We start from the raw sequence: 21,367 nt of genomic DNA on the forward strand, positions 1-21,367 counted from the left end.
CGGGCTCATCGGGTGGCCTCCGTGAGGATCAGCGTGTCCGCCGGTCCGGGCGCGAACAGCGCGAGCTGCGCCGGCCTGATGCCGCGGAAGACGGACACCGAGCGGCCCTCGGGCAGGGGCCGGGTGTCGGTGATGTCGGGGTTGAGGCGCAGCAGTTCGGCGAGCGTGATGCCGTGGCGGGCGGCGATCTCGCCGAGCGTCTCGCCGCCGTCGGCGGTGACGGTGTGAACGCTCTCGTCGTACCGGGCGGGCCGGGCCGGCACCACCGCCCGCGGGCCGCCTGCGGCGGCCGCCGGACGCGCCGCCTCGCGGGGGATGTCGGACGCCGGCACGCCGGTGAAGACGTCCACGTCCACGTGGTCGACTCCGGGCACCGAGTGCACCGTGGCCAGGACCTCCGACAGGAGGGCGGGCTGTCCCAGTTCCCGTCCGGCGAAGCCCATCTCGCGCAGCAGGGCCCGCCGCACGCGCGGTTCGACGTCGGCCCAGGAGTGGTCGCGGGCCGGCGCGATCCGGGCCGCCAGGAGCAGCAGCACCGGTTCGCGCACGTCCACGCGGACCGGGAGCCGCGGGTCGCCGTGGGCGGCCAGCGCCTCGCGCAGGGAGCGCAGGGTGGCGGAGTCCTCGCCGAGGGGCACGTCGTCCGCCCCGGCGACCGTCACGTGCAGCACCCGCCGCCGCCCGTCGTGCACCTCGCGGGCCGAGGCCCGGCCGATGCCCGCGTGGGAGCGGGCGAAGTCCTCGTAGTCCCGTACGGACACCAGCCGGTCGAGCGCGGAGACGGCGAGCGGGATCGCGCGCCGGGTCCGCCCGGGACCGTCGGCGTCCGAACCGCCGGTCGCGGGCAGCGGGTTGGTGACGGCGGTGACGCCCAGCGGCCGGGAGACGGCCTGGGTGATGCGGCCGGCCGCGACGTTGGCGGCGGCGCCGGTGCCGAAGCGGTAGCGGGCGCGCACGTTCTCGTGCCCGGTGGGGAGCCGTGCGCCGTGCACGCCGTCGCCGAACGTCACGGTGGTGCGGCCGTCGGCGTCGGTGCCGATGACGTACACCCGTTCGCGCGGGCCGCGGCCGGCGAGGCTGTCGACGGGGTGCCACAGCAGCCCGTCGACCCGGATCTCCAGGGCGGGCCGGGCGCCGAGGGGGTGTCCCCCGCCGGGGGCCGGGGAGGGACTGTCGGCGGGGAGCCAGGTGAGCGGGGCGTGCCAGAGCGTGAAGGTCTGGTTGGCCCGGCCCGCGTCGCCGCTGCCGATGGCCTCGTCGCGGCTCTCGCCGTGCGTGGCCGGCACCACGTTGCCGTGGATGGTCAGGGTCTCGCGCCGGTAGCGGTGGGCGAGGTCGGCGGTGAGGGTGAGCACGGTGTGGACGTGGTCGCCGGGCAGCCCGGGGTCGAGTCTCTGCTCGGCGGCCGCGATCACCGCGAGTTCGGCGCCCCGCACCCCGGAGACGCCCGGGATGTCGGTGCGTTCGCCGGAGACGATCAGCCTCCGGCCGGGCTCCAGTCCGTCGTACAGTTCGGCGAGTTCGATCTCGTTGCTGCCCACGTCGTCGGCCAGCGGCTCGTCGGCCGGGCGCAGCGCTTCCCCGGCGGCGTGCACGGTCGCGTCCCGGATGTGGGAGAGCAGGACGTCGTGCTCGTCCAGCCAGGGGTCGGCGAGGGTGAGTTCGGTGCCCCGGCCGGTGATGCCGTAGCGGGTGTAGGAGCCGGTGCGCACGGCCGTCACGCGGGTGGTGACGAGCGCGAGCGCCCTGTCGCCGGGGATGCCGTCCCCGGCTCCCTTGCGGGGGCGTTCGACCGCGATCCAGCTGCCGGCGGTGATCGCCTCGTGCACCGTGTCCAGGGCCAGGACGTTGCGGTGGGCGGGCCCGGGGACGGTGGCGACGCCGATCTCGACGTTGGCCGGTTCCCCGCCGGTGGTGTAGGCGACGGTCACCTCGTACGTCCCGTGGGTGGCCTGGTGGCGGGCGCCGGGTGCGAGCGTCCACTCCCGCTCGGCCCCGCCGCCCCGCACCGCCACCCGGACGCGGCCGTCCGCGCCGGGACGGGAGACGGACAGCGCCACCCCGGGCAGTCCGGCGCGCAGTTCGGCGGTCACGTCCGGCTCCGGCGGGACCGCCTGCCGTTCCCGCGGCCGGTCCGGGTCCTCGTCCTGGCCGGTGGCGGCGGTCAGCCGCACCGTGCCGGGGCCGAGGCCGAACTCGGTGTCGGCGGGGAGGTTCTCGCCGCGCTGCACCGTGACGGTGGGCTCGGCGTGCACGAACTCGGCCTTCACCGGCACCCTGCCGGCGGTGTCGAACACGATGCGCACGGTGGTCAGCGTGGCGCCGGCGAGAGGCCAGTCGGACTGCCGGATCACCCGGCCGCGTTCGTCCTGCACCGGCCTCAGCGGCGCCGTCGAGCCGAAGGGCGCGGCGGTCACCCGCATGGCCAGCAGGTCGGTGAGGGCCGGGGACGCGGCCGGTGTCGCGGCCTGCCGCCAGGCGGTGCGCAGTCCGTCGGCCAGGGACGGGTCGAGTGCGGACAGCAGCCGCGCGCCGAGGCCGAAGTCCGCTCCGAACGGCCGTGCCGGGCCGGGGGGCGGGGTGCTCGCGGCGGGCGGGCGGCGCCTCCCCGGGGAGCGGAGCGCGGGCAGCAGGGCGTCCAGGGCGCGGGCGGCCGCGCGGCCGGGTTCCGCCGTGCGGTGCCCGGCGGCGCCCGCCGCGCCGGGGCCGCCCGTGCTCGTGCCGTCCGGCTCCGTTCCGTCCGGCAGCAGCGGCCCCAGCAGGTCCGCCCGCTCCCGGAGGTCGGTGAGGACGGCGGCCAGCCTCTCGAACCAGGCGGCGGTCCGCTCGTGCGGTTCCGCCAGGGCCCGCGCCTCCTCCAGCCGCTCCAGGGGCTCCTCCAGCCGCCGCGCGAACGCCTCGGGCGTCCTCAGCAGGTCGAGGTCCGCCCGCAGCCGGGTGAGCACCTGCTCGTCGAAGTCCTCGACGAGCCGGCTGCCCGCGGGCCGCGGGTTGGGGCTGCCGGCCGACACCGTGATCCACCGCTCCAGTTCCCCGACGAGTTCCGCCAGGGTCGGGGGCGGCGAGACGGGCAGCCCGAGGGCGGTGCAGTCGTCGTCGCGGTCGATGCGGACACGGGTCACCGGGAGCAGCAGCCGCTGTCCGGGGGCGCCGGAGCCGTCGCCGGAGAAGACGAACAGCAGCCGGTCGCCCACCGAGAGGGCGTTGGCCGTCCCGGCGACGTACAGCTCCGACCGCTCCCGCAGGTCCTCGGGGGTGAGCGGGGCCGGGCGGCGGCGGCGCACCTTCAGGTCGTTCCACGACCAGCGGGCCGTCAGGTCCTCGTCCGTCTCGAACGTCTGCGCCTCCTCCTCGGCGGAGGCGGGGACGCTGAGGCTGCGCGAGCCCCGGGGGATCGGCACCGGGACGTCCTCGCGGCTGCGCGGGTCCCGGTCGACGGTGTACGCCAGGTGGGTGCCGGCGGCGAGCCCCGGGCGCGGCCGGTGCCCGACCAGCCGTCCCAGCCGCACCAGCGAGCGGTGGTCGTCCGCGGTGCGCAGGTAGCCCTCGTCGGCGATCCGCTCGGAGTGGAAGGTCAGCAGGTCCCCGAGGACGGCCCAGGCGTCCAGCAGCGCGATCGCCGGATCGTCGGGGGTCCGTGCCGTCAGCCCGCGCAGGGCGGGGTGGGCGGGCGAGGCCAGCCGGTCGAGCATGGCCGCCAGGAAGGAGCCGTAGTCGCCCACCCGGTGGTCCAGCGCGGACCGGCCCGGCGGGTTGTGGAGGGGGCGGGGGGCGCGGCGCTCGTCGCTCCCCCGGCCGCCCCCGCAGCCGCAGGAGCAGCCGCCGCGGATGTGCTCGCCGGTCATCGCACGCCTCCGAGGGTCACGGTGAGCCTGCCGTTCTCGGGCCGCTCCGGGTCGTTGTCGCATTGGGCGATCTCCAGCGGTCCGAGCCGCAGCACGCCGTCCTCCAGTGCCGAGTCGTCGAGCGGGTCCGTGTCGGTGGAGGCGTCGGCGAACAGCCGGTGCAGCCGGGTGACCCGTACGCTCTCCACGCCCGGCACGGCCGCCGCCACCGCCACCAGGCGGCTCAGCCGCACCGGTTCGCCGAAGCCGAGCGCGTCGGGGTGGAAGAAGCCGAGCCGGCCGCCGGGCAGCCTCCGGCTGCCCAGCACTCCGTGGAGCTCGGCCAGGATCCGCCCGTGCTGGTGGCCGGGGGCCGCGCACACCTCCACCGCGACGTCCAGCGGCACCGTCCGGGCGGGGCCGACCACCACGTCGTGCCCGATGAGCCGGTACGGCTCCAGGGCCTGCGCCACCGCGTCGAGCAGTTCGGCCGGCGCCCGGCCGGTGCCGTCGGCGTCGACGGCCACGTGCGCCTCCCGCACGCTGCCCGTCCAGCGGATCTCGGCCGCCGCGCGCCGCACGCCCGGCAGCGCGGAGGCCAGTTCGGCGTAGTCCCCGGCGGTGACGGCGCGCAGCCGCACCCTCCCCGGGCCGAGCGGGGCGAGGCGGCGCACCCGCTCGACGGATTCCGGTTCGGTCCCGCCGACGGCGGGCAGGGGGTTGCGCACCCCGGCCACCGGCATCGGTTCGCCGCCGTCAATGTCGCGCGCGTCCCGGCAGAGCACCAGGTGGTTGATGGCCTCGGCTCCGACGTTGCCCGCCCGGCCGCCGCCCAGCCGGTAGTGCGCCTCCAGGACCGAGCCCGGTGCGGGGCGGGCGCCGTGGTGCCCGTCGCCGAAGCGGAGCGCGAGCCGCCCGTCGTCCTCCAGTTCGCCGACGAAGTGGCGGTCGCGGGGGCCGCTGCCGAGGAGGTCGCGGCGCGGCTCCCACACCTCCTCCACGCCGCCCGTGCCCGCGCCTTCCCCTCGTTCCCCGCGCCCGACCAGCCGTACGGCCGGGAGCGCCGTGCGGGGGTCCGGCGCGAGGGCGGCGGCGGGACCGGCCAGTTCCGGCGCGTCCGGGTGCAGTCCGGCCGCGTACGGCGGGCCCCAGTCGTGTGCGATCTCCCAGGCGGTGCGTCCGTCCAGGACGCGCCCGGCACGGGCCCGTGCCGTCAGCACCTCCAGGCGGCGGCGTTTGGCCGCGAGGAGCCGGTCGCCGCGGTGCAGCAGGTCGCGCAGGGCGCGCGCCGGGTGGCGGCGCAGCTCCAGCCGTTCCAGCGTCCGCAGCCCGAACAGCACGGTCAGTTCGGCGATCTCGTGCTCGTCCAGCCCGTCGCGGTCGCGGGCGCTGCGCCACAGCTCCACCAGCCGCCCCCTCACCCGTCCGGGGATCGCGGCGAGCCGTTCGGCCTGTCCGGCCGCGACGCGGCGCGGGTCGGGGAACGGCGCGGCCTGGGTGACGGGGGCGCGGTGCAGGCGGGGGCGGAAGCGCGGGGCGATGCCGGGGTAGGCGGACTGGGCGAGCAGGGTCTCCAGGGCGGCGGTCTGCTCGTGGGCGGTGCCGGGCACCGCCTTCTCCCGCCGCCTGCCGGACGTCTCGATCCCGATCCCGGCCCGCCGCACCGCGTCCTCGCCGACGACCGCGAACAGTTCGCGGACGTGTCCGGGCGTCAGCAGCCGTCCGTGGCGGGTCTGTTCGAGCCGGTCCAGGATCAGCCGGCCGGGCCGGTTGCCCCTGTCGGCGTCCCCGCAGCCGGGGCCGGGCGGGTCGCAGGACGGGACGGCGGCGGGCTCGGCCGGCACGGCGATCGGCTCGGGCGGCCGGCCGCGGAAGGAGAGGGAGCGGCCGTGGTCGACGAGGACGACGTTGCCGCGCGCCACGCTGACGTCCTCCACCGGTTCGCAGTCGTGTCCGCCGGGCACGGCCAGGTGCAGCGGGAAGGCGAGCGCGTCCTCGCGGTCCCAGGCGACCTCCAGCACCGGCTGGTCGCAGAGCCGGTCGACGGCCGGGGTGACGGAGGTCAGGCGCACGGCCTGCCGGCGGGTGGGGTCGGCGTCGCCGGGGGTGCCGGAGCGCCGCCCCCTGACCTCCTCGAGCACCAGCAGGTCGCCGGGGCGCAGGTCCAGGGCGCGTTCCTCGCACCTCTCGTCGGCCCACTCGTCCCGCAGGGTGGCGGACGTGGCGCCCCTGGGCAGCAGGCACTGCTCGCCGTCCCAGGTCCAGAAGCGGACGGTGTTGTGCTGGGGCCGCAGCCGCAGCGGCGCGCCGCCGACCGGTTCGAAGACCTCCACCGAGCCGCGTTCCTCCAGCACGGCCAGGTCGCCGTCGTCGATGACGGTGCCGGTGCGGGGCCGGTCGCGGGGGCCGAGGGTGCGCACGTCGACGGCGGCGAAGCGGTACGTCCCGGCGGTCAGCGTCAGCGGCCGGGTCACCTCGACGGTGACGAGCGCGCGGGCGTTGCAGCCGTCGTGCATCGGGTAGTCGACGAGCCGTGCGTGGCGGCGCACGGAGACGCGGCGGCGTGCGGTGTCCAGGTACGCCTCGGTGGCGACCGCGTCCTGCTGGTGGCTGATCTGGTCGGCGGTGTACGCCAGCAGTTCGACCAGGGTGGTGCCCAGGTCGGCCGGGTTGCGTTCGACCCAGTCGGGGGCCGTCAGGGCGAGGCGGTCCAGGACGAGCCGGCGCAGGGTGTCGTAGTCGCGGGCGGTGTAGTCGACGACGGGGACGGGCCGGAAGGCGGCGGGCACCTCGGCCCGCCCGCCGTCCCCGTCGTCGCAGCGCTCCGCGTCCGCGCAGTCGAAGGGCGCGGGGCAGTCGGGGTGGAAGGTGAACTCGGCCGCGTGGTAGCGCTGGTCGAAGCCGGGGAAGGGCTCGGTGCCGGGGCGGCCGTAGGGGTCGGTGTCGACGATGGCCAGCCGGTAGCGGCCGGTGTCGCCCGTGCGGTCCAGGGTGACGTACAGCCGGTCGTCGAGTTCGGGGTCCTCCTCCCGCTCGACCTCCACCGCGACGGCCTCGATGCCGGTGACGCGGCGGCCCCCGTCGATGCGGACGTTCTCCGGGCACAGGCCGTGCGGGGCCTTGCCGAGGAAGGTGACGGTCAGGGTGAGCCCGTCGTCGCCGACCTCGACCGCGTCCACGCCGTTCAGCCGCGCCGCCCGGACCCTGCCGCGCCTGCCGCCCCCGCGGAGGGCCGTCTCGTTCGCTCCGCCGCTCATGCCGCGCCCCTCCCCTCGAACACCTCGTCGCGCCGGTTCGCGGTGGCCCGCACCACGTAGCGCAGGTGGACGCGGACGACGTTCTCCTCGCTGACCACGTCCAGGTCCTCCACCTCGATCAGCTCGCCCAGCCAGCGCTGGAGCGACGCCTGCACGGACAGCTCCACGGCGGCGGCCACCTCGGGGCTGTTGGGGGTGAACACCAGGTCGAGCAGCCCGCAGCCGAAGTCGGGGCGCATCACGCGCTCGCCGGGGCTGGTGAACAGCAGCTGCTCGATCAGGTCGCGCACGTGCTCGTCGTACGCCGCGTGCGCGGTCCGCCCGCGCCGGTCGACGCGGAACGGGAAGGCGATGTCCCTGCGCACCGTCCTGGCCCTCATCCGCAGGTCACCCCCTCCTGCGCGGCGGGGGCGACGACCGGCTGCCCCTGCGGCACCAGGCCGGCGGTGAAGCACACCCCCGGGGTGCTCTCCAGCAGCAGCGGCGAGCCGTCGGCCAGCACCCCGCCGGACGGGGGCGCCCAGCGGACGGTGGTGCACGGCGCTGGCACCCCGTCGACGGTGTGGCGGCAGCCGGTGACGGTGTGGACGAGCGTGCCGGTGGCGGCCGGCAGGCCGTCGACCAGCACTCCCGTGCCGGCGGCCGGGCCGGCGCTCACCCGTCCGCCGTGCGGGCAGCCGATCGCGGTGCCCGCGTGGATGACTTTCCCGGACAAGACTCTTCTCCCCCGTCTCGGTCAGCGTTTGACGGGCACGGTCAGCCGGCCCTGGTTGATGTCGACCCGGTCCCCGGCCACCGAGACCGAGGCCCCCTGCCCGTTGTCGATGTGGATTCCGTCCCGGGTCACCCGGATGGACGGCCCCGGCCTGCCGTCGGAGGCCGGGGCCTGGAGGAGGATCCCGGTCTCCGGGTCGTCGGAGAGCACGATCTTGTGCCCGCCGCGGGTCTGGACGACGACCGGTTCGGCGCCCGTCCGCGCCGCGGCCCGGGCGTCCTCCGGCAGCTCGTCCGCCTGTCCGTACCAGCAGCCCGTCCAGACGGGGAAGCTCGGGTCGCCCTGCTCGAACTCGATCCACACGCCCGCCCCCTCGGCCGGGACCGCGTACTGGCCGGCCCGCTCGCCCGTGAAGGGGAAGCAGGGCATGGCCCAGGTCGAGGCCTCCTCACCGAGCACGTCCGGGACGTAGGCGGTGATCCGGCCGATTCCCAGCGGATCGTCGTTGTCCGCCACCCGGCCCCGGAACTTGCCGAGGAAGCGGTTGTTCGGTGCTGGCGCCATACGAGCTGCTCCTGGTCGGTCTGGTGCTTGTCGGCGGGCCTGCGGCCCCTATGGGCGGACGGTGTCGCCGCGTGCGATCAGGCCCTCGCGCGAGAGCGTGAAGTTCTGCCGGTACGAGCCGGGCGTGAGGTTGTGCGTGACGGAGGTGACGTAGTACTCGCCGTCGTACGTCACGCCCGCGCCGCGCACGCCCACCAGTTCGCGCGGGCGCAGGACGTAGCCGTGGCGGTTGACGTCGAGCTGTCCCGAGCCGGAGACCGCGTCGGCGGACGTCGCGGCCCGCGCCAGGGCCTCGGCCCTGGCCTGCGCCTCGTCCTTCTTGGCGGTGCCGGACAGCCGTCTGCGTTTGAGCGCCGGGCTCGCACGCCTCCCCAGCGGGGGCCGCAGCGGGCTGATGTCGGGCTGCGGGATCAGGGTCGACCTGCGGGTGCGCGGGTCCTGCCAGTGGGCCTGCGGCTCCTCGCGGGCGGCGCCGTCGTAGGCGAAGGTGAGCTGGTCGACGGTGGAGTGGACGTCCATGTTGACGTTGAGCGCGTGCTGCGGCAGGCCGACGCGTCGCTGCGGACCCCAGTAGGCGGTGGACCGGCCGGGCACCGGGCCGGGTTCGAGGTAGAAGACGTAGCCGTTGGCGCGGGCCAGTTCGTTGACGTACGCCAGGTCGGTGCCGGTCTGGTAGTCCACGCGGTACTGCTCGCGCGGCTGCTGGACGATCTGCTCGCGGACGACGTACGGGTCGATGCCGTGGTCCGCGTACCGGGAGAGGATGCGGGTGACGCGCTGGGCGGGCGAGAGGTTGGGGTAGCGGTCGGTGCGCTCCTCCAGGTCCATCAGGAGCGACAGGTCCTCGCCGGTGACGGTCAGCGTCGTCTGGCCGGGCTGGTTGCTCGCCCCGACCTCCTGCCGGACGATCAGGCCGTCGAGGAGGACGGTCGGGGTGCCCTTGACCGTCGTGGTGACGATGACGCGGGTGCGCGGGTCGAAGAACCCCTCGGGTAACAGCCGCTCGACGATCGCGCCCTTCTTGGTGAGGTCGAACGCCAGCTGGAAGCCGGAGCGTTCGCCCGCGGTACTGGTGATCTGCGCGGACAGCAGCGCCTCGCTCACCGCCCGGGGCACCGGGCGGGTGAGTTTGGGACCCATGTGCAGGGTGAGGTGGACCGGCCCGCCGCCGACGTGCTCATCGGCCATGTGCGCCTCCGCGCGGGAAGCCGCCGGGCAGCGGGACGTCGATCTCCCGGCCCGGCTCGGCGGTCAGCTCGCGCGGGTCGAGGACGGGGTTGGCGTCGGCGATGCGCCACCACTGGGAGGGGTCGCCGAAGTAGCGCTGGGCGAGCTGGTCGGGGCGCTCACCGCTGCGCACGGTGTGGACGACGGTGTCCTCGTCGCGGTCCTCGGGCAGCGGCGGCAGCAACCGCCGCCTGGCGTACCGCACTTCGGTGCCGTCGGGCATGCGGTGCACCGCGATCTCCGCGTCGTGGTACCGGCTGGTGCGCGGGTACGGGTGCGAGCCCGGCGTCCCGTCCAGCGGGTTCTCGTACGTCTCGGCCATGGCGGCGGCTACACCCTTCCCGTTCCGATGTCGGCCCCGGTCAGCCCGAGCGCCGCGAGGGTCCCCGCCCGGGCGGTGCCGGCGAGGCGCTCCTTCTGCGCGAGGTGCGCGAGGTACAGCTCGGCCCCGCGGTGCCCGGCGGGCAGATCGCTGACGGTGAGCACCTTCATGCCGATGCTCAGCGAAGCCCGTATGGGGTTGAGGTTCACGTCGAAGGCGGACTCGTTGACGGACAGCTCCGTCAGCCGCACGGGCATGACGCGTTTGCTGCCCCAGGTGAACAGGGTCAGCGGCATCTCGATCGGGCTGATCTCGATGGTGCCCTTCCGGGCCAGCTTCGTGGCGTCCCGCAGCTGCGCCGTCGTCGGCTGCACCAGCATCTCGAGGGTGGCGAGCTGCGGGTGGATCCCGTCGGGCGCCGCCACCTCGAACTGGTCGGTGGCGTCGAGCTCGGCGGTGAACTTCCACGTCTCCTGCGCCGGCCCCTTGAGCCGCAGGGCCTCGTTCCGGTCTCCCCCGCTCCCCCCGCCCCCGGCATCACCGCTCCCGCCCGCGGCCTGGGGGCTGATGCTGCGTTCCAGGGTGTCGGGGTTGAACTGCAGCACGATGATGCGCTGCGGCGTCCCGCGCTCGGGATCGACGATGACGATGCCGGAGCGGATGGGCTTGGGAATGTCTGCGTAACGGGTCATGGTTCTGAGCTCCAGACATGGAGAGACGGCCGGTGAGTGACGAGCTCATGGCGTGTTGGGCAGGTTAAGTCCCTCGATCAGGTATCCGGCATCGCGCCGCACTTCCTCGTCCGGATCGTTCCTGTGCAGATCCTCGGCAAGGGCGCGGAGCTCGACGTTTACTCCCGTGTAACCGATACCTACCAGCAAGGCGTGACGGATGTCCGCATCTGGGTCGCCAGCAAGGCCCCGGTACGCAGAGATAAGTTCCCTGATTTCCCGCCTGACAGCACTGACAGCACTGATATAAATACCTCGGATCTTGGTGTCGCGGTCAACCGCTCCAGCCAACAGCGACATCGCTTCCGCGAACGTCCATGTCTCCAGAGAGGCACGTACGGCCTGACTCACCTCCTCGACCGCCACACCCGTTACTGTCAGGTAGCTGATACCGATGTACGGGTCTTCAACATAAGAGACGCTTGTCTTGCCATCGATCGTCTCCCAACCGAAACGCGTCGGCCGCTCATCCTCACGAGTGGCAGCCGTGATGTTCCAGTTCTGGTCCCACGCGAAAGCCTGTACGCTCTCCAGAGAAACACCAGACTTAAGCGCGATCCTAATCCCAACCGTCATGCCGTCACTTCCTCACTCAATCATTCATTCCATGATGCCCAAGAACGAATAGCTTAATGTATTCGATGAGGTCTTCCTTCGTCGCCCCCCACACCCCGCCGTTCGCCTGCAGTCGGGATTGCAGCCAGAGGGTAACAAGTTCGATCTTCCGCTTCTCCAGCTCTCGACGCTCCTCTTCCGTTCCATATTTTTTAATACTCTCGTTGAGCGGCCCGAGTGTGCCGCGCACAGCTTCCTCGCGTATGCGTTTTTCATCGACCGAAGAAAACAAGGGGATATTCTGATCCTCTGCTTCCAGACCTCGTGTGGCGCGGCTGGCCTTCTCCATCGAGGCCGGGTACATGCCCCTCCCTCCGACACGCTGCACTCCTTGAGTGTCCGGCTCGTACATCCTGAACGCCTCATTCCAGGTCATAGCACCCCTGGCAATGAGATCGAGCACCATGGGCGCCATCACAACATTCTCACGATCACGCACGGACTCACGCACGTACATAAGCCAGACTAGCCGACCAATACGATTCTTATCCGCTTTGTTCAATCTGATGTGCGTCGGCCACTTCCCCGTACGCATAAAGGTTCGCATAATATTGGCGATAGTGGCGTCACGAAGTCGCATGGCATGCAACTCGGCTACGATTTCGGGATCGATTCCTACACTACCTGGATTCTTCAGCGCATCTTTTTTCATACGCTTTTCAAGACGCTCCGACTGACGCGAGAGGCGCGCATGCGCTTTTTCCGTGGCCGCCGCGATGGACGGATAGGTGGTGATGCCATTGACGAATGCGTTGCGATCATTTGCCTTTCCCTCCCCCGCCCCCTTGTGATACTCGATGACGACCATCTCTTCTTCCCCCAGCGTATACCCCATGCGTTCTCTTGGGATATTCGCTCCACGCCTCTGCATATGCGCAACAGCCGCAGGAAAATCGACACCGCCCGCAACGCGAGGAAGATCCTGAAGATTTTCCGTCTCAACACCCGGGTTCTCCGCGAAGACCTGTTCCTCTTCACTGATCCTCTGAGCAGACTTCTGGATCCTCTTGTCCTCGAAGAAGCGGCGCACAGCTTCCCGGATTATTTCACGGAGTTCCGAGGGATTCGGTCGGTACGCACTTCCCGCTGACCCCCCGGGATTGAGTACGGCCCAAATTTCGGTCGCTCCCTCCGCTGATCGGACACCCAGGGATGTGAGACGGTACCAGGCACGCAGAGCCATCATGAATGTCTTCAGGGGGATATCGGTGACCCCTCGGCCGAGCACCCGCCTCAGAAGTGGCCTTATTCGTGCAAGGATTTTCCGGAGACGGTCCTCTTTACTCTGTTCGGAATTCTCCTTCTTCCGGCGCTGGTCGCGGAGTTGACGCTTCTGTTCCTGGCGGCGCTTCTGCTGGTCGCGGAGGAGGTCGCGGCGGCGGCGGTAGGCGTCGCGCATGCGGCGGGCGTGGTTGTCGAGGGAGCGGTCGAGGCGGCCGTCGCGGTCCTTGCGGTCGAGGGCCTGCCTGGCCCTGCGGATGCGGTTCTGGGCGGCCTTGACCGTCTGCCGCGCGCGGTTGGCGGCGCGGGTCTCCGGTGATGTGCGGCGCGGGCGCGGGGTGGGCCTGGTGCCCTCCGCCTCGCGGCGTGCTGGGGTTCGGGACTGGTCCCGGTCCCGGTCGGTGTCCTGGGTGCGGCGGTCGGGCTGGTCCGTCCGGGTGCGGTCGTCCGGGCGGCGGGTGTCGGGCCGGCGCGCGGCATCGCGGCGGGACTGGGGCGAGTCGGGCCGCCGGGTCGGGCGGGGCTGCGGGCGGGGGCGCTTCGGCCTGGCCGGCGGCTTGCGCGACAGGTCGGCGTTCGCCCGGCGCGTCCGCTCCTGCGCCTTCTTCGCCTCCTCCTGCTTGTCCGGCCGGTTCCTCGGGTCGTCCTTCGGCCTGTCCGTCGCCTGCGCTCTGTCCGGGTCCCGCGGCCTGTTCTCGTCCTTGGATCCGGACTTCTTGCCGAGGTTGGCCGCGACGCCCTTGAGCCGGTCGCCGACCTTGCTCACGTACTTGCCGATGCCGCTGAGCAGTGCCTGGTAGGCCAGTTCCAGCAGGGCGACGGCGCCCGAGGCGACGGCCTTGGCGAAGAGGACGCCGGCGTTGCCGCCCTTGACGGCCTTGAGGTAGTCCATGAAGGCACCGAAGGCCCGCAGGATCTCGCTCAGCGCGCCCCAGGCTGCCTTGAGCGCGTCGATGATCGCCATCACCCAGCCCGCGCCGGGGATGAGCTTGGCGATGATCTTGGTGACGACGATCTCGCCGATGATGACGGGGAGTTGGGGAAGCGCGGCGTCCCACGCCTCCTTGGCCATCTGCTCCCTGCTGACGCCTCCGCTGACCAGCTTGTCGAAGACCGCCTTGGGGAGGCCGAGGATCTCCTGGATCTTCTCGTTGAACCAGTTCTTGATCGCCGAGGTGACTTCCCGGAACAGGTGGTTCTTGGCGCCGTCCTCCGCCGATGCCTTGGCGCCGCTGAGCCAGCCGCCCGGGTCGGAGAGGATGTCGACCGCGATCATCGCCCACTCGCCCAGGGCGTTGAGCAGGCCCATGGCGAAGTCCATGATGCCCTTGAGCAGGCCCTTGACCGCCTCCACCGCCCTGCGCAGCCCTTCGCGCAGGGCGTCGAGGATGCCGCTGAGGATCTTGCCGATCCGGTCGAGGAGTTCGCCGACGATCCGCTTCAGTTCGCTCGCGAGCCGGTTGACCAGGGCGATGGCCGCGTCCCGGATGCGGATGATGAGGGCGCGCAGCCGGTTCGCGATCTCGACGATCGCGTCGAGGAAGGCCTTGCCCAACTGGATCAGGGCCTCGGTGAACTCCTTGAACTTGTCGATGATGAACTGCCGGGCCGCCTCGATCCAGCGGGTGACGGTGCCCTTGAAGTCCCGGATCAGGCTGGTGACCGCATCGCGGGCGGCTCGGAAGAAGCCGACGATCGCGTTCTTCAGCTCGATGAGCTTGTCGCGGATCCAGTTGAACGCCTTGGTGAGCCAGTTGCCGGAGTCGTTCTTGGCCGAGTCGCGCTTGTTCCTCGCGTCGTTCTCGGCCTTCTCCTTCTCCTTGCCGATGTCCTCCTGCTTCTTCTTCCTGTGCTCCTCGGCGTCCTTGTCGGTCTGCTCCTCCTTGTCCTTGACGTCCTTGCGGATCTTCTCGATCTTCTCGGTCTTCTTCGTGCCGAGGGAGGCGAGTTCGTCGTCCTGTTCCTTGCGCCACTGCTCGCGGGAGGCGTCCACCTCGGCCCTGGTCTTCCGGCGTTCGGCGGCCTGCGTACGGGTGTTGCTCTCGACCTCGCCGCGGACCTGCTGCCTGTGGCGCTCCTGGGACTCCCGGAAGTCCCGGTCCTTGGCCTGCCGCTTGTCGGACATCTGCTGCTGTCCGTCGGCGAACGCGGCCTGGATCTGGGGGCCGCGCTCGTGTTCCGCCACGGCGGACACGGCCTCGGGTGGGATGCGCCCGCCCACGGACGGGGCGCCGCCCCCGCCGGGACCGCCCTGCCCCTTGGCGCCCGGGACCTTCGCCTTCAGCGTCTCCTGGGGCACGTCGGGATAGATCTGGTCCTCGCCCAGGGGGCGGCCGGCGTCGTCGCGTCCGGAGGCGTGGAGTTCCCTGCCCTTGCCGTCGAGTTCACCGCCCTGCTCGTCGGCGCGCCCGTTGGTCTCGCCCTGGAGGCCGACTCCGGGTGCCGTGCCGACGTTCGCCTGGGCCAGCATCTCGTCCTCGGTGGGCAGGTCGAGGATCCACCGGGTCACGGCCTCGGAGTCGATGACGTCCTCGTCGGCACCCAGGAAATCGGCGACGCCGTTGATCGCCCCCACGACGAGCTGGGCACCACCGGCCAGAAGCCCCTGGAGGGTGCCGGGTTCCTCGATGTTCTCCCCGGGGATCTCGCCCTCCGGGGCCTTGTCGCCCGTGACCTCGGCCTTCTCCTTCTCCGGGGCGTCGACCTGGGCTGCCGGGTCGCCGGAGTACTGCCCGGGGGCCGAGGTCTTCGGCGCGCCGTGGAGGGTCTGCGGGGCGCCCGCGGGCCGCTCCATCGTCGGCGGTGCGTCCCGGAGAGCCTGCTGCTCGTCGCCGACCGTCTTGTCGACCGCGCCGTTCACCCCGCCCAGCGCTTCGAGGGCGCGGTGGGGTTTGAGTTTCGCGGCGGTGGACAGCCCGGCCTCCGGGGTCACCTGCGAGAGGTTGGGAGCGGGCGGGTCCTTCTTCGGTTGGGACGAGGCGACGGGACGCGCACCGCCGCCCCCTCCCCCGCCTCCCGAGGCGCTCCGGGTGCTGCCGCCCCCCTTGACGGAGCGCGAGGGCCGGGAGCCGGACGACTGCGCGGGAGCGGGCTCGGGACGGGGAGCGGGCGCGGAGGCCGGGGGCTCCTGCCGCTGCCGGGAGCCCGTCCGTCCTTCCGGTCCGTCGCCGGCGGCGGAGTCCGTCCCGCCGTCCGCACCCGTGACATGGGTGTCCCGGGCCGGGGACGCTTCGGCCGGGGTGTCCGTCGCAGGGCCCGGTCCGGGGGTGGCCGTGCTGGGAGCCGGGGACGGGGACGACGGGGACGAGGTGGCCGTGCCGGTGGAAGCGGCGGCTGTGCCGGGAGAGCCGGACGTCCCGGACGTCTCCGCCCGCTCTCCCGAGTCGCTCGTACCGGTCGCCTCCGGTTCCCGGTCCGCCGTCCGGCCGGCTGTGTCCTCTTCCGGCTCCTCCTGCCGCTCCTCCTGCCCCGCGTCGTCGCTCTCCGCGGTTTCGGGCCTGGGCTCGGGTGCGGCGGTGCGGTCGTCGTCGGTGCCGAAGGACGCGGGCCGCGGACCGGTCTCCCGCTCGGCGGAGGTCCCGGTGCCAAGGTCGCGCGGCGTCCGGTTCTCCGCCTGAGTACGGGTGGCCGGGGAGTCGGAGGCATCACCATCGGCCGGCACCGGCCCGGTGAGGTCGCCGTCCTCCGACTCGGCCTCCTCCGCGTCCTCCTGCTCACGCCGGGCCTGCACCTGTTCGGCCCTGGTGGGGGGCGGTTCGGGGAAGCTCGGCATCCGCTGGTCCGCGTCCGAACCGGGCGTGATCTCGTCGGCGGTCGGTACGCCGGAGACATCGAGGTCGGTGGCGGGGAGGAAGTCCTCGGGCCGGAGTTCGATGTTCCAGGCGCTGTCCCGGTCGGCGGCCCGCTCCTCCTCGAGGGCGTCGAGCGTGTCGGGGTCGTCCGGTCCGGTTTCCAGGCCGACCGGCTCGTCCTCCGCGAGGGCCGCCTCGTCCTGGGGACGCTTCTCCGCGAGTGTGCTGCGACTGCCGGGGTCGGCGGTCTTCAGCAGCGGGCCGGGTTCCACCCCGGACCCCTTGCCGGTGTCCTTCCGGCGTTTGTCCGCCTGTTCCGGTCGCTCCCCCGCGACCAGGGGTTCCACGGCTCCGGGACGGTTCCTGGCCGCGGACTCCTCCTTGCTCGCCGCCGGGGCGCCGCTGACGCCGGAGTTCCCGGCGCGCTCGCCCGTACCGCCCCGGGGCTGCTGCCCGGACTGCGCGGATTGCCGGGACTGCTGGGACCGGGCGGCGCCGCCCCCGGCCGCCGTACCCCGGCCGCCGCTCGGTCCCGATGTCCGCGTGCCCGCCGCGGACCGTCCCCGGCCCCCGGCGGGCCGCCGTGTCCCTGTTCCTGCCGTGCCGTCGCTCTCGCGGTCGCGCCGCCGGTCCCTCCGCTCCGGGGCGGTCTCCTCCCCGTCTTCCGGAGGAGGCCGTTCCCCGCCCCGCTGCTCCCCGTCCGTCCGCTGTCCGTCTCCCTGCTCGTCTCCCTGTTCGTCCCGCTGCTCGTCGTGTCGTTCGTCGCCGGGCCGCTCGTTCTCCGCCCGCTGCCGGCGGTCGGCCGCCTCCGCGTCCTCCCGTTCGTCCTCCAGCAGTTCCCCGGCGTCCGGAACGGCCTCGGGGGTGTCGAGGGCGTCCGGTTCCGGCAGGCCCTTCTCCTCGGTCTCCTCGACCAGTTCGACCAGCCGGTCGAACTCCGAGGAGAGCAGCCGCACCTCCAGCCGGTCGAGGACGGCGTCCTGCATCTGTGCCGAGAAGCGGGCGAGTTGGGTGCGTACGCGCTTGGACCGGTCCTCCGGGTCGCCGCGCAGGGAGCGCAGGACGCCGTTGGCCAGGCGGTCGACGAGGGTGGCGGGGTCGAGCTGCTCCATGCGGCGCCGGTCGGCGTCGACCGTGGCGTAGCGGAGCCAGCCCGGGGTGGCCCGGCCCTCCTCGACCCGCTCGGCGGCCGTGCCCGGTCCGTCCTCCCGTACCGACTCCTGCGCCGCCGTCTCCGCCTCGCGCTCCACCGCCTGCTGCGGCAGGCTCACCGCGCCGAGGTCGCGGCCGGCGCGGAGGGCTCCCAGGCCCTCGGGGTTCTGGACGGTGTGGAGCAGTTCGTGGGCGAGCAGCCGCATGCCCTCGGCGGTGTGCGGGCGGTAGGCGCCCTCGCGGAAGAGGACGTCCCGGCCGACGGCGACGGCGTCCGCGCCGAGCAGTTCGGTGAGGGCGCCCGCGTCCCGGTCGGTGTGGAGACGTACGCGGCCGAGGTCGTGGCCGAGCCGCTCCTCCAGTTCGCGGCGGACGCTCGGGTCGAGCGGCCGGCCGGCGCCGCTGACGATGTCCTTCGGCTCGGGCACGGGGGCCTTCGCCGGGCGCTCCCTGCGCTTGCGGCGCTTGGCGTCCTGGGTGGAGCGGGCGTCCTGCGACGTACTGCGCGAGGTCATCGGCGCCTCCTCCCGTCCGCGGGCCCCGGCTCGCCCCGGCCCGACAGGCCCGCGTGCACCGCCCGGGCCAGTGCCTCCCCCAGCCGGGCCGGCGACGTGGTGGCGGGCAGCGGCGGCAGGCCCGAGAGCGCCTCCAGCGTTCGCCCCCCGCCGTCCGCCGCGAGCGGTACGCCGCGCTCGCGCACCAGCCGGGTCAGTTCGGCCTCGAACGCCGCCGTGACGCGCTCGGGGTCGATCCGCGGGTCGAAGCCGTCGAGCACCAGCTCTCCGATGTCCACCCGGACCGTGGTGTCGTGTGCCGTGCCCCGTGCCGTGTCGCGCACGGCGTCGCGCGGCGTCTCGTTCAGACCCATCCGCCGACCTCCGAGGGCGTCAGGGAGCGTTCCAGCTTCAGGTACTCGGTGCGCGCCGCGGCGAGCATGTGCCGCATCTGCAGCGGGCCGCCCTCCTCGGCGGCCAGGAAGGCCGCGGAGAGGGCGATGTTGCGGATCGAGCCGCCGGCGACCGTCAGCCGGGCCAGCAGGTGCGGGTCGATGTCCTTCGCCGGGGCCTGTCCGGGCAGCACGCGGCGCCAGATCTCCGCGCGTTCGCTCTCGCCGGGGAAGGGGAAGTCGACGACGAAGCGGATGCGGCGCATGAAGGCCGTGTCGAGGGCCTTCTTCATGTTGGTGGTGAGGATCGCCAGGCCCCGGTACGCCTCCATCCGCATCAGCAGGTAGGAGACCTCGAGGTTGGCGTAGCGGTCGTGGCTGTCCTTGACCTCGCTGCGCTTGCCGAACAGGGCGTCGGCCTCGTCGAACAGCAGGAGCGCGCCGCCGCGTTCGGCCGCGTCGAAGACGCGGCGCAGGTTCTTCTCCGTCTCGCCGATGTACTTGGAGACCACCTGCGACAGGTCGATGACGAACAGGTCCAGCCCCAGTTCGCGGGCCATCACCTCGGCCGCGAGGGTCTTGCCGGTGCCGGAGCCGCCCGCGAACAGGGCCGTGACGCCCAGGCCGCGGCGCAGGGTGCGGGCGAAACCCCACTCCTGGTGGACGGTGCCCCGCTGCCGTACGTGGGCGACGATCTCGCGCAGGACGCGCACCTGGCGGTCGGGGAGGACCAGGTCGTCCCAGCCCGCCTCCGGTTCGATGCGGCGGCCCAGGTCGTCCAGGCCGATACGGGCCTCGGCCAGCCCGGCCCGCCAGGCCAGCGCGGCGGTGTCCGCCCCCTCCCCCGCCTCGCGGCGCACGGTGGCGGCGGCGGACCGGACGGTGTGCGGCGGCAGCGCGAACTGCGCGACCAATTCGCGCAGTTGCTCCCGCCCAACGCCCGGTACGCCGGCGAGGGCGTCGGCCCACAGGCCGAGCTGCTCCGCTTCGTCCAGCGCCGGCACGGTGACGCGTTCGCCGTGCGCCTCCTCGCCTCTCCGGGGGTCGGGTCCGGAGAGCGCCAGCGGTACGGCGGTCGAGGCGGCGAAGGCGTCCGCCGCGGCGCCCTGCTCGCGGTCCGGGTCGCCGGTCTCCAGCAGCAGGGCGGCGGGCAGCAGGATCGCCTCGCGCTGCCACAGGCGTGTCAGGCGGTCGCGTTCGGCGTGGTCGGCGGGCAGGTCCTCGGCCCTCAGTGCGTACAGGCCGAGCCCCAGCCGGTGGGCGGCGGCGGCCGCGATGTCGTGGCGGCTGTGCCGGTCGCCGCCGACGAGCTCCACCCTCGGCGGGGTGGCGGGGCCCGCCTCGGACCAGCTCCGGGCGATCCGCTCCGCGGTGCGCTCGTACGAGGGTGGGAGTTTCTCCGGGACGGGGAGGCGGGTCAGCATGCCGTGCAGGCGCGCGTCGAGGTACGGGGAGCCGGCGAGGAAGTGGAGGATGCGCTCGTCCAGCCGGACGCGGGTGGTGGTCAGCCGGGTCTCGTCGTCGAGTTCGACCAGCCGCCAGCGGCGCAGCGGGGCGACGGGGGTGAGGGCGCTCCAGTGGGGGTCGGTCAGCGCGGCGAGCGCGAGCGAGAAGGTGGGGTACGCGCGTTCGGGGTCGCCGGCGGCCGCGGCGCAGCGGCTGCCGGTGGTGGGCTCCAGCTCTGCGGCGGCCAGCAGCAGGACCAGTTCGCGCTCGAAGGGGCTCAGCCCGAAGCAGCGGACGAGCGCGTCGAGCGTGGCGGGCCCGGAGACGCCCCCCGGCCCGGGGACATCCCCCGGCCCGGGGACGTCTCCGGCCCGGGAAACGCCGGCGGGCCCGTCCGTTCCTCCGGTCGCCTGGCGGGCACGGGCGGCGTGGGCGTCGACGCGGGCCAGGACGGACCGCATGGCGGCGGTCAGCGTCCGGATCCCGGCCGCGTCTCCGCCGTCGCCCGTGCCGCTTTCGTGGGCCGTACCGCCCATGTGCTCTCCTCCCCCCGTCGTCGCCACCGCGTCTCAGTCCCGCTCGCCGTCCGCGGGGCCGCCCGTGTTCTCTCCCCCGGTGCCGCCCGCCGCTCCGCCCGTGGCGCCGCCGCCGCGTGCGGACGTGCCGGACGTCCTGCGGGTGCGGGACCGCGCGGGGGCCGTCCTGGTCGCGGCGCGGCGCTTCCCGGCGGGTGCGGCCGGCTTCTTCTCCGCGGCGGTCCCGGGGGCGGCCCTGCCGCCCTCCTCCTTCTCCGGACGGGCCGGTGGGGCGTCGGTCGCGGACGCCCGTGCCGCGGGGGCGCCGGCGGCTCCCCCCGCGGTGCCGAGCGGCTTCGGGCGTTCCGGGGCCCCCGGGGCGCCGAACGGCACCGCCCGTACCGTGCGCCGTTCCACCGGACGGGCGGGGACGGGCTGTTCGCGGCCCTCGATCAGCACCAGGGACGCCTGGTAGGCGACCGACAGCGAGTACGGCGTCTGGTGGAGCATCCCCCAGAGCTTGGAGGTCTCGTCGATGTCCATCTGGGTGGGCGTGAAGCGCACCTTCTGGACGGTCTCCGCGAGGTCGCTGCCCTCCAGGTACGGGAGCCGGGCGACCTCCTCGATCAGCGGCCGGGGCAGCACCGGGATCTCGTGGAGGGTGCGCACCACACAGCCGATGAGCCGCTGCCCGACCAGTTCGGTCTCGTTCCCGTAGGCGCTGATCAGGTAGTGGAGGTCCAGGGCCGCCGCGGAGCGTCTGAGGAGGGTGCCGTCGGCGGCGCGCGTGGGCAGGTCGCCGTTGCGCTGCGAGGTGTTGGCGGTCACCTGGTAGAGGAAGACCGTGATGGTCGGCCCGTCGGGGGTCTCCGCCGGGGGCCGTTCGGTCTTCACCGCGACCTGCATGTCGATCTCGGGCCGCAGGTTGTGCTCGATCAGCCGGGCGAGGGCCTGGGTGACCGTGGCGATCGCGAGCGCGTTGCTCATCCGTCAGCTCCTCCGCTCGCCGTCCGCCAGGTAGTCCGCCAGGCTCAGCGCCGGCGCGGGCCGGGCCGGCGGCTGCCGGCGCGGTTCCGCCGCGCGGCCGGCGCCGGGTGGGGG

Annotated in this window: 13 protein-coding genes; all 13 read right to left on the reverse strand. The window is 73.5% G+C overall.

What is annotated here, in order from left to right; all coding sequences use genetic code 11:
- Window positions 1-5: 5 nt before the first annotated feature.
- Genes ABD358_RS26675 through ABD358_RS26735 form a run of 13 tightly spaced genes read right to left on the reverse strand, consistent with a single transcriptional unit; the run spans window position 6 to window position 21,253 of the window.
- Entirely contained in the window at window positions 6-3,845 is a 3,840-nt protein-coding gene (locus ABD358_RS26675) for a putative baseplate assembly protein (RefSeq protein ID WP_344633716.1), read from the reverse strand.
- Window positions 3,842-7,081: a putative baseplate assembly protein gene (locus ABD358_RS26680; protein ID WP_344633717.1), complete on the reverse strand. Its 3,240-nt coding sequence runs from the start codon at window positions 7,079-7,081 to the stop codon at window positions 3,842-3,844. The genes ABD358_RS26675 and ABD358_RS26680 overlap by 4 nt, the downstream gene beginning before the upstream one ends.
- Complete coding sequence (locus ABD358_RS26685) at window positions 7,078-7,461, reverse strand: GPW/gp25 family protein (RefSeq protein ID WP_344633718.1); 384 nt, start codon at window positions 7,459-7,461, stop codon at window positions 7,078-7,080. The genes ABD358_RS26680 and ABD358_RS26685 overlap by 4 nt, the downstream gene beginning before the upstream one ends.
- Entirely contained in the window at window positions 7,458-7,796 is a 339-nt protein-coding gene (locus ABD358_RS26690) for a hypothetical protein (protein WP_344633719.1), read from the reverse strand. The genes ABD358_RS26685 and ABD358_RS26690 overlap by 4 nt, the downstream gene beginning before the upstream one ends.
- A 21-nt stretch (window positions 7,797-7,817) precedes the next feature.
- Window positions 7,818-8,360 (reverse strand): phage baseplate assembly protein V, encoded by a 543-nt coding sequence (locus ABD358_RS26695; RefSeq protein WP_344633720.1) that lies wholly within the window; start codon window positions 8,358-8,360, stop codon window positions 7,818-7,820.
- A 48-nt stretch (window positions 8,361-8,408) separates the two neighbouring features.
- Window positions 8,409-9,548, reverse strand: coding sequence for a hypothetical protein (locus ABD358_RS26700; protein ID WP_344633721.1), 1,140 nt, complete (start codon window positions 9,546-9,548; stop codon window positions 8,409-8,411).
- Window positions 9,538-9,909, reverse strand: coding sequence for a LysM peptidoglycan-binding domain-containing protein (locus ABD358_RS26705; RefSeq protein WP_344633722.1), 372 nt, complete (start codon window positions 9,907-9,909; stop codon window positions 9,538-9,540). The genes ABD358_RS26700 and ABD358_RS26705 overlap by 11 nt, the downstream gene beginning before the upstream one ends.
- An 8-nt stretch (window positions 9,910-9,917) precedes the next feature.
- Window positions 9,918-10,601: a hypothetical protein gene (locus ABD358_RS26710; RefSeq protein WP_344633723.1), complete on the reverse strand. Its 684-nt coding sequence runs from the start codon at window positions 10,599-10,601 to the stop codon at window positions 9,918-9,920.
- A gap of 45 nt (window positions 10,602-10,646) precedes the next feature.
- Window positions 10,647-11,216 (reverse strand): hypothetical protein, encoded by a 570-nt coding sequence (locus tag ABD358_RS26715; protein WP_344633724.1) that lies wholly within the window; start codon window positions 11,214-11,216, stop codon window positions 10,647-10,649.
- A 16-nt stretch (window positions 11,217-11,232) separates the two neighbouring features.
- On the reverse strand, window positions 11,233-17,934 hold the full coding sequence (locus ABD358_RS26720; RefSeq protein WP_344633725.1) for an eCIS core domain-containing protein: 6,702 nt from the start codon (window positions 17,932-17,934) through the stop codon (window positions 11,233-11,235).
- Window positions 17,931-18,287 (reverse strand): hypothetical protein, encoded by a 357-nt coding sequence (locus ABD358_RS26725; RefSeq protein WP_344633726.1) that lies wholly within the window; start codon window positions 18,285-18,287, stop codon window positions 17,931-17,933. Before ABD358_RS26725 ends, ABD358_RS26720 begins: the two co-directional genes overlap by 4 nt.
- Window positions 18,278-20,287 carry an ATP-binding protein gene (locus ABD358_RS26730; protein WP_344633727.1) on the reverse strand — a complete coding sequence of 670 codons (2,010 nt, stop codon included), beginning with the start codon at window positions 20,285-20,287 and terminating at the stop codon, window positions 18,278-18,280. The genes ABD358_RS26725 and ABD358_RS26730 overlap by 10 nt, the downstream gene beginning before the upstream one ends.
- Before the next feature lie 33 nt (window positions 20,288-20,320).
- Complete coding sequence (locus tag ABD358_RS26735) at window positions 20,321-21,253, reverse strand: Pvc16 family protein (RefSeq protein ID WP_344633728.1); 933 nt, start codon at window positions 21,251-21,253, stop codon at window positions 20,321-20,323.
- Window positions 21,254-21,367 lie beyond the last annotated feature (114 nt).

Origin of the sequence: Streptomyces glaucosporus (genome assembly GCF_039533345.1) — a bacterium.
Classification (GTDB): Bacteria; Actinomycetota; Actinomycetes; order Streptomycetales; family Streptomycetaceae; genus Streptomyces; species Streptomyces glaucosporus.